Below are 8,968 nucleotides of genomic sequence, written 5' to 3' on the forward strand. Positions count from 1 at the left end.
CGGCCGCGGCGCCTGCGGCCGCGCCGGCAGCGTCCGCGACGGCGGCCTGCGGGGCCACGGGTACGGGAGCAGGAACCGGCACCGGCTGGGCGGGACGCTGCTGCGGCGCGTAGGCGGGAACCATGCGCTGGCCGTCGGCCTGCCTGGGGGCGACGGCGGGCTGAGCCGGGCGGGCGGCGGGCTGGAAGCCCTGCGCCTGCGCCGGGTAGGCGCCCTGCTGGGCCGGCACGTTCTGGAACTGGCGCGCCTGGGCGGCCCTGCCCAGCGCCGCCTCCTCCGCGTCGAGGATGGTTTCCTGGGGCAGCACATCGAGGCCTGCCTCGAGGCTGCTCATGGGCTCGGCCGGCGAGGCCATGGGGGCCTGCTGCACGCGCTGCTGCGCCGCGGCGCCGCCCATGCCGCCATCGAAAGAGGAGTCGGCGCCCAGGAAGCGGGCCTCCTCCTCGCGCAGGCGGTTCAGGGTCTGCACGTCCACGTTCTCGGCAAAGACGGAGAAGCGGCCGCTCTTGAGCGACGGGTCGGCCATGAAGCGCACGACGGGGCGACCCACGAAGACGTAGTTCTTGCCCTGGGCCTGACCCTCGATGAACTGGGCGATCTCGTTGGTGAGCTGCGAGTAGAGCGGGCGCATCACGAGGTCATCCTCGCTGGAGACGAGGATGGTGTAGAGGGCGGGCGCCGTGTCGACGCCGTTGATGACGAAGGTCTCGGCCTCCATCTCGCGCGCCGCCTTCTTGGCGAGCTTCTTGAACGAGAAGGGTGCGGTGAGGCCCTGGGCGGTGGCGCCAAAGAGACCGCCCACGCGCTGCTCGAAGACGTTTAGAAAGTTCACGTCAATCATCCTCCCGTGGCTGGCAAACGGGGCCAAGGGTCAAAGTCGCAATCATCACAAGTACAGCACAGACTACCGCAACGGCGATATCCGAGGCCGCCGGGGCGGACCATAACCCGCCATTCTCCACTCGCCTCGCAAGTGCGAGGGTGGCTATCGCGGCCGCGCCCCCCAACATCTGGCCGACGCAGCGCCGGGCTCTGCCGCCGTCGGCCGAGACGAGCGCGCAGAGCCAGGCCGAGGCGGCGACACCAGCCACGAACAACCAGGCAGCGGGGCTCGCGAGCATGCCCAGCGCGGCGGCCGCGACGTCCGCACCGGTGGCTGCGCCAAGCGTGCGGGCAAGCAGCAGCTGGAGCGCCGCGCCCGCCGCCGCCGTGAGGGTGGCCGGCTTGGGGCGCAGCGTGCCACCTGCCAGGGCCACGCCGCCAACCGGCGAGGTCAGCGCCACGGGAAGCAGCAGCGCCGAGTGAGCGAGCCTGCCCGCGCCCGCCGTGGTCGCCCGCCAGCCGAGGAGCGCCAGGCCCACGACGCCTGCCACGAGGAACGCCGGCGAGTAGACGCCCGGCGCCGCGACGGCCACCACGGCCAGCACGCAGGCGAGGGCCCCGCCCGCCTCGGGCAGGGTGGCCCCCGCCACCGCGAGCGCGAGGGCGCAGACGGGTACGAGCGCGCCTGCCGGGAGCAGCGCCGCGAGGTGGGGCGCCGTGGCCGGCGCCATCCTCGCGGCCGCACCCGCACAGGCGAGTGCCGACGTGGCCCGGAGCACCGCGCCCGGAAGCCACGGCCAGCGTTCGACCAGGCTCACGCGGGCCGCGTCGTCCCAGGCCTGCTCGTCCGGGCCCGTCTCGCCCGACGCCTGCGAGAGCAGGGAGGCCACGCTCTGGCGGCCTTCCATCTCGTCTCCCAGGTAGGGGATGACGGCCCGCGCCAGCTCGCCGGCGCTCGTGGGGCGCTCGCCCGCGTCTGCCGAGAGCGCGCGGGTAAGGCCGTCGCTCACGGGCCCCGCGAGCTCGGGCTCCACCTTGGCGAGCGGCTTGGCTCCGCGCGCGATCTTTTTGAGTGAGGCCTCCGCGTCCTTGGCGGCGAAGGGGCTCGTGCCCGTGAGGGCCTGGTAGAGCACCACCGCAAGCGAGAAGACGTCCGTGCGCTCGTCCACCAGGGAGCATTGCAGCTGCTCGGGGGGCATGTAGCCCACGGTTCCGCCGCGCGCTCCCTCCCAACCGGCGGCGCTTGCCAGGCTGGCCATGCCAAAGTCGCCCAGCTTCACGGCGCCGGTGGTGTCGATGAATATATTGGACGGCTTGATGTCGAGGTGCAGCACTCCCTGGCCGTGCGCGTAGTCCAGCGCGTCGGCCAGCGAGTCGAGCAGGTGGGCGCACTCGTCGTAGGTGAGCACGCCGCCCTCCACGCGGGCCATGAGCTCGGCCAGGGTGAGGCCGTCGACGAACTCCATGATGAGGTAGGCGCAGCCGTTCTCGACCTCGAAGTCGTGGACGGTGACGATGTTGGGGTGCGTGAGCCGCGAGGTGATGCGGGCCTCGTCGAGCGCCTCGGAGAGGGTGGACGCCGAGGCCTCGGGGGCCTGGGAGAGCGGCAGGCACTTGATGGCGACGCGGCGCTCGAGGCGGATGTCCCAGCACACCTTGACCGAGCCAAAGCCGCCCGTACCGCGCGTCTCCACCACGCGGTAGCGGCCGAGCAACAGGGGCTGCTCGGGCAGGGTCTGGGCGGGCGACTGGGGCGCCCAGCCACTCTGTGGCTCGGGGGGCTGCACGGCGACTTCCTCGTTTCTGCTGCGTTGTGCCGTTGCGGGCGCGCGTATTCGCGCGTTGGCCTGCGCGGTGCCACGCCCATGCGTTTGCGCCATTCTACCAATATGTATCTGGGGAGCCTGACTGCCGCACAAGCCTACGCGGGCGACCCGCGTCTCTGCCGCTCGTTTGGCTCTGCTGCGCCCAATCACTCGTGGATCCCCAAAGCTCTCGTCAAGCCCTCACCCAGCCCCAAGGCTCCCGGCAGCTTCTCCCCCAGTCCCAAAGCCTCAAAAATAGTTCTTGCCGGTCTAGGGCGGGCTAGTGTATTATGAATCCCGCATCTGCGGGCGTGGCGGAATTGGCAGACGCGTACGGTTCAGGTCCGTATGGGGGCAACCCCATGAAGGTTCAAGTCCTTTCGCCCGCACCATGTAATCAATGAGGCTCCCAGGCAATCGCCCGGGAGCCTTTTTCGTTGCCACGAGCCCATCGGACGACCTCGTTCTGCCCGTATGTGGGGTTTCGGGAGCCGGCCGGGTAGTCGGTTTTCGCCTGGGTGGTCACGAGGGGCGACTTACCGTGCATCGCGCGGCTGGATCATGGCCTCTTGGGGCATGGAAAGGCCGGCCTGAACCTCAAGACGGACTCCGCGGAAGCCACGTGGGGCCGCCGGGGTTCCGTGTTGCAGGAAATCGGTCGCGACCCGCCGCAAAGAGGAACGGTAAATCGCCCCTCGTGACCACGAACCGGAATAACGAGGCGCGGGGGCGGATCGGACGCGCGGTTTGCCAGCCAGGGGGGGGCATCGACAAAGCGCTCATCTACCCTCGGCCGCCTGCCACATCAGCCAAAGGTGCTGTAGACCTGCGAGAGCACCTTGTCCCAGCTGTCCTCGTCGATGGTGGCCTTCGCGTTCGAGCCGTCTTCGTCGCAGGTTCCTACAAAGTCGACGCTCACGTAGTTGTCCTGCTGCTCGGCCTGGCCCTCGAGCTCCTCCAGCTTGGCGCGGATGCTCTGCTTGTCGGCATCGGTGAGCATCCCGTCGTGCTGCTGCTTGAGGTTGTACGCAAAGCTCGCGAGGTTCCACGTCACGCTTCCCGGCCCCGGCGCCGTCACATGAAAGAATGCCCTGCACACCCACGAGGTGTTCCCGTCGTCCGTGTACGCGTAGAAGTTGGCGCCCGTCTCGTCGGAGTCGCTGAGGTCGTAGGTCGTGTGGTCGAGGTACCACCGCGCGATCTCGGTCGGGTCGATGCCGACGCTCTCGAGCGTGAGCTCCGGGTCGTAGTGGGCAAAGTCCGCGTCGATGTGGCCGGCCACCTGCTTGACCGTGGCCTCGTCCTTCTCCGCGAGCGCGTCGAGGCGCTGCTCGAGGACGTCCTGCTCCTGCTCGATGAGCAGGCTTTGCACGGTGTCGTAGTCAAAGGCCCGCGACTGGGTCTCGGACGTGTCGCCCGAGGTGCCCGTATCGCTGTCCGAGCAGCTGACCATGAAGAGCGCGACGATGCCGATGAGGACGCAGAGGGCAACGAACATGACGAAGATGCTGGCGACGATCGTCTCGCAGCCGACCCGTTTGTCGTCCTTGGATTTGGCGGTGTCGTGGGTGTCGCGGTTGGTCTTGGATTTGGGGGAACTGGTAGTGGACCTCTCGCGCTCCCTGCGCGCCGACTGGCGCTTGGCGGTCTCGGACCTCTTGCGGTCCCGCTCGGCCGCTTCCTCCTGTGAGGCGCGGCCGTCAGACGAGCCCGCGTCGCGGGGCTCGCTGTCCCACGGCATCGTGGGGTCTCCGGCGTTGAACGGGTCTGTCTGCGCGTCTCGTCTGCTCATGGTGCCTCCGTGTCGTCGGCGTCACGGACGGCCCCTGCCGCCATGGCGCGCAGAGCCCAGCTATCAGCTACTTGTTGTCGCTATCGAAAAACGACCAGCCGTCCTCGTCATCCTCATCCTCGTCGTATTCCTCACGGGTCTTGCGCTCAAGGACGATGGCGGCGATGAGAAAGCCCACGAGCGCGCCGCCCAGGAGGCACAGGACCCCCGTGCGCGTGCCAAAGAGCCAGCCAAAGAATCCCGCTATGTCCATATGGCGTCCGCCTTCCCGTGTGGCGCCGCGCGGGCGCCATCCGTCATGAGCAGCCATAAGTATATACTTGGCCACCAGGGCAACGAACCCGTGGTGGGCGGCGGCGCGGCGAGCGCGCGGCCACCGGCCGTGAAGTCAGAGATTCCCGCAGGCACGGCGCCTGCGCGGACGGGCAGGCAAGGCATGGCGCGGCGGAGTCGCGCCGGCGCAGCAACGAGAGGGAGCACCATGCTCGACATCAAGTTTGTAAGAGAGAACCCCGACGCGGTCGATGAGGCCATGGCCAACCGCCAGACCAGCTGGGACCGCGACCGCTTCTTCGAGCTCGATGACGAGCGCCGCTCGGTGATCGGCGAGGTCGAGGAGCTGCAGGCCACGCGCAACGCCGAGTCCAAGAAGATCGGCGCCCTCATGAAGGAGGGCAAGAGGGACGAGGCCGAGGCCGCCAAGGAGGCCGTGCGCCAGGTCAACGAGAAGATCGACGGCCTGAACGAGAAGCGCACCGAGATCGAGGGTGACCTCTTCGACTTCATGGCGCACCTGCCCAACATCCCCTGCCCGGCCACGCCGGTGGGCGTTGACGAGACCGAGAACGTGGAGCGCCGCCGCTGGGGCACCCCGCGCGACTTCAAGGCCGAGGGCTTCGAGTTCAAGGCCCACTGGGACCTGGGCACCGGCCTCGACATCCTGGACTTCGACCGCGGCAACAAGCTCTCCGGCAGCCGCTTCACGGTGCTGGGCGGCCAGGGCGCCCGCCTCGAGCGCGCGCTGCTCAATTTCTTCCTCGACACGCACACGAGCCGCGGCTTCAAGGAGTGGTGGCCGCCCATCGTGGTGAAGCGCCAGACCATGTTCGGCACGGGCCAGCTGCCCAAGTTCGAGGACGACGCCTACCACGTGAGCGGTGACAACTTCCTCATCCCCACGGCTGAGGTCGTGCTCACCAACCTGCACGCCGGCGAGGTGCTCGACGCCGACAGCCTGCCGCGCTGGTACACCGCCTTCACCCCGTGCTTCCGCGAGGAGGCGGGTTCGGCCGGTCGCGACACGCGCGGCATCATCCGCCAGCACGAGTTCGACAAGGTCGAGATGGTCAAGTTCGCCACGCCGGAGGACTCCGACAACCAGCTCGAGAGTCTCGTGGGCGAGGCCGAGTACCTGCTGCAGCAGCTTGAGCTGCCGTACCGCGTGATCTCGCTCTGCACCGGCGACTTGGGCTTCTCCGCGCGCCAGTGCTACGACATCGAGGTGTGGCTGCCGAGCTACAACAACTACAAGGAGATCTCGAGCTGCTCCAACTGCGGCGACTTCCAGGCCCGACGCGCCAACATCAAGTACCGCGACCCGGCCAACTTCAAGGGCACGCACTACCTGCACACGCTAAACGGCTCCGGCCTGCCCGGCGGCCGCACCATGGCGGCGATCCTGGAGAACTACCAGAACGCCGACGGCTCGGTGACGGTGCCCGAGGTGCTGCGTCCCTTCATGGGCTGCGACAAGATCGAGCGCGCCTAGCCCTCTACACTTCCTTCCGGATGATTTGTCACATTCTGCGGCGGTTCGGCTGATGCCGGGCCGCCGCTTTTTGTGCTGGGCCGCCGCCTCTTTGCACTATTGCGTGGCGTTCGCAGGCACCCCGCCCTACCCCCCCCGTGGCGTCCGCAGGCACCCCGCCCCTACCAGATGGTCATGGGCTTGTCCTGCCCGGCGGCGCAGATGGTGAGGCGGCCGTCGGGTGTCCGCGCCTCGGTGAAGGTGTCGTTGGCGGCCTCGGCGCCCACGGCGGAGGCCAGGGTGCGCACGGCGACGCTGGGACGGTTGTTCTCCTGCGAGAGGTGCATGGCCACCACGGTCTCTGTGTCCGGCCCCACGAGCGTGCGCAGGGCGTCGGCGGCCTGGCCGTTGGAGAGGTGCCCGTGGTTGCCGCCCACGCGCTCCTTGAGGTAGGCGGGGTACGGCCCCGTTGCCAGCATGCGCGCGTCGTGGTTGCTCTCGAGCGCGAGGACCCGCACGTCGCGCAGGAGGTCGAAGGCCCGCTCGCCCAGCATGCCCGTGTCGGTGCAGTATCCGATGGCGTCCACGTCGGCGTCGCTTCCGCAGTCGAAGCGCAGGCCAAAGGGATCGGCCACGTCATGGAAGGTGGGGAAGGTGCGGAGGCGCAGCCCGCCCGCCTCGAACTCGTCGTCCGCCCCCACAAGCTCGAACGGCAGCGCCGTGAGGTACGAGCGCCCGCCGGCCGTGCCCGCCGTGGCCACGAGCCTGCCGTCATAGTGGTTGCAGAACACGGAGAGGCCGCTCACGTGGTCGGCGTGCTCGTGGGTGACCACCACGCACTCCACGCGGTCCATGTCCACGCCCAGCTCGTCGGCCCGGCGCATGAGCTCTCGGCGCGAGAGGCCGTCGTCGATGAGGACAGAGCCGGTGGGGCCCTCCACCACCGTGGCGTTTCCCTTGGATCCACTGGCGAGGATGTGCAGGTGCATGTGGGGCGTCATGGCTCTCCTTGTGTGGCGTGGTGCGTTCGTGCGGAGGTGCGTGGTGTGACGGCGAGTGTGTTGGGCGTGCCGTCTGCCGTGCAATCCGGCGAGGCGAGCGCGCGGCGGCGACTCGCGTCGGCAGCGAACCATTGTAGAGGGATGGGCGAGGGATGGCTCCGTGCGGGCCGAGGGGACGGCGCCGCATGGGGCGCGCATCAACGAGACCGAGCTCAAGGTGCTCGAGGTGCTCTCCGAGCGCGAGGGGGTTGCCGTGATGAGCATCGGCGAGCTCTCGGTCGCGCTGGGGTGCTGCGCGGGGTCGGCGCACAAGTCACTGAGGATGTTGGACGACAAGGGCCTCATCTCCGTGCATCGCCGCTACCTCAAGAACGGCGGTCAGCTCGAGAACGAGTACGAGCTCACCGACCTGGGCGGACGCATCCTGCAGGCCGCCCACGACTGATTCCGCCCACGAGCGGGTCCTCCCGTCCGCGCGAGTCGTACACTACCCAATCTGTATGGGGTCACCATGGCCGGCGCCCGGGTTACGGGCGGTGGTCACGATGACCCGTCGCGCCGTCGAGGGGGACGACCATGCCAAGCGTAAGCAGGAGATATGCAACGGGAGCGCCTGCCTTTGCGCGCCCCAGCGGACGTGCGGGCGCTGCGGCGTCGGGCCCCGTGGTGCTCATGGTCTCCGGAGGGGCCGACTCCACGGCCCTGCTCGTGCTTGCCGCCACCTCAGAGCTTGACATAGACGACGGGCGCGGCCGGGCCCGCATCGCCCGCGAGCGGCTGCACGTGCTGCACGTGAACCACCAGCTGAGGGGCATCGACGCCGAGGAGGACGAGGAGTTCGTCCGCGAGCTGGCCGAGCGCTACGGCATCCCCTGCACCGTGGAGCGCGTGAACGTGGCGGCGCTGGCGCAGGCGCCCGCCACGGGCGACACCAACGTGGAGAACGTGGCGCGCGAGGTGCGCTACGCGGCAGCGGGGCGGCTTGCCAACGAGCTCTGCGAGCGGCAGGGGCTTCCGCGCTCGGCCGCGCGCATCGTGACGGCCCACACGGCCAACGACCGCACCGAGACCTTCTTCATGAACGCCATCAAGGGGTCGGGCTCGCAGGGGCTCTCGTCCATACCGCGGCGGAGAAACCGCGTGGTGCGGCCGCTGCTGGACCGCACGCACGCCGAGCTCTGCGACCTCCTGCGCATGCGCGGCATCGTCTGGCACGAGGACGTCACCAACGCCGACACGCACTACCTGCGCGCGTTCGTGCGCCACGAGATCGTGCCGCGCGCCCTCGCGCGCAACCAGCGCCTCATGGAGAACATGGCCGCCACCTGCGACATCCTCTCGGACGAGGACGCCTACCTCACGCAGCTGTCGATGCGCGCGCTGATGTCTCTGGAGCGCCGGCGTGCCGAGGGGCTCGTGGTGCTCGATGCCGGACGGCTCGCGGCCACCGACGTGGCCATCGCGCGACGGGTGGTTCGGCTTGCCGTGCAGGCCGCCTGTCCCGAGTGCCGCCTGGAGGCCCGCCACGTGGGCCGGGTGCTTGCCATCGTGGCCGCGGGCGAGGGGTCTTCCACGTTGCCCCTGGGCGTGGACGTGCGCGTGGCCTACGGGGCACTCTTCGTGCGGGCGCGCTTGGCGGAGCCCAGCGCGCTGGCCTCGGGCTGGCTGGGGGTGCCGGCGCTTGCGAGCGCACCGGGCATGTCGGCCACGCTTGCGGCGCCCGGGCTCACGGGCGCGCTCGAGCTGGGAGCCGCGGGTGGGCTGGCCGCCGGCGCGGCGGGTGCGGGCGCGCTGGCCGGGG

The 8,968-nt window shown here is 69.6% G+C and carries 8 protein-coding genes and 1 tRNA gene; 4 read left to right on the forward strand and 5 right to left on the reverse strand.

Annotation, left to right across the window (positions count from 1 at the left end; genetic code table 11):
• Both EFAMC1_RS00050 and EFAMC1_RS00055 read right to left on the reverse strand, forming a co-directional pair.
• Positions 1-832, reverse strand: an 832-nt coding sequence (locus EFAMC1_RS00050) for a DUF3662 domain-containing protein (protein WP_154052306.1), incomplete at its 3' end; no start/stop codon positions are given.
• A 1-nt stretch (position 833) separates the two neighbouring features.
• Positions 834-2,609, reverse strand: coding sequence for a serine/threonine-protein kinase (locus EFAMC1_RS00055; RefSeq protein WP_187324461.1), 1,776 nt, complete (start codon positions 2,607-2,609; stop codon positions 834-836).
• Between the two features lie 323 nt (positions 2,610-2,932).
• Between EFAMC1_RS00055 and EFAMC1_RS00060 the strand changes: the two genes are divergently transcribed.
• A tRNA-Leu gene (locus EFAMC1_RS00060) sits at positions 2,933-3,019 on the forward strand.
• A gap of 413 nt (positions 3,020-3,432) precedes the next feature.
• On the opposite strand, the gene EFAMC1_RS00065 is transcribed toward EFAMC1_RS00060, so the two are convergent.
• Positions 3,433-4,419, reverse strand: a complete 987-nt coding sequence (locus EFAMC1_RS00065) for a hypothetical protein (RefSeq protein WP_154052308.1) — start codon at positions 4,417-4,419, stop codon at positions 3,433-3,435.
• A gap of 67 nt (positions 4,420-4,486) precedes the next feature.
• Positions 4,487-4,672: a DUF6724 family protein gene (locus EFAMC1_RS00070; RefSeq protein ID WP_154052309.1), complete on the reverse strand. Its 186-nt coding sequence runs from the start codon at positions 4,670-4,672 to the stop codon at positions 4,487-4,489.
• A 228-nt stretch (positions 4,673-4,900) separates the two neighbouring features.
• On the opposite strand from EFAMC1_RS00070, the gene serS reads away from it, so the two are divergent.
• A complete protein-coding gene (gene serS / locus EFAMC1_RS00075) occupies positions 4,901-6,187 on the forward strand; it encodes a serine--tRNA ligase (protein WP_154052310.1) in 1,287 nt (428 codons plus the stop codon).
• A gap of 161 nt (positions 6,188-6,348) precedes the next feature.
• Here serS and EFAMC1_RS00080 read toward each other — a convergent pair whose 3' ends face one another.
• On the reverse strand, positions 6,349-7,167 hold the full coding sequence (locus EFAMC1_RS00080) for an MBL fold metallo-hydrolase (protein ID WP_154052311.1): 819 nt from the start codon (positions 7,165-7,167) through the stop codon (positions 6,349-6,351).
• A 160-nt stretch (positions 7,168-7,327) separates the two neighbouring features.
• On the opposite strand from EFAMC1_RS00080, the gene EFAMC1_RS00085 reads away from it, so the two are divergent.
• Both EFAMC1_RS00085 and tilS read left to right on the forward strand, forming a co-directional pair.
• Positions 7,328-7,612 (forward strand): hypothetical protein, encoded by a 285-nt coding sequence (locus EFAMC1_RS00085; RefSeq protein WP_154052312.1) that lies wholly within the window; start codon positions 7,328-7,330, stop codon positions 7,610-7,612.
• 131 nt (positions 7,613-7,743) lie between these two features.
• A partial coding sequence (gene tilS / locus EFAMC1_RS00090) for a tRNA lysidine(34) synthetase TilS (RefSeq protein ID WP_187324462.1) occupies positions 7,744-8,968 on the forward strand: 1,225 nt, incomplete at its 3' end.

Source organism: Olsenella uli (assembly GCF_901212675.1).
GTDB classification, from domain to species: domain Bacteria; phylum Actinomycetota; class Coriobacteriia; order Coriobacteriales; family Atopobiaceae; genus Parolsenella; species Parolsenella uli_B.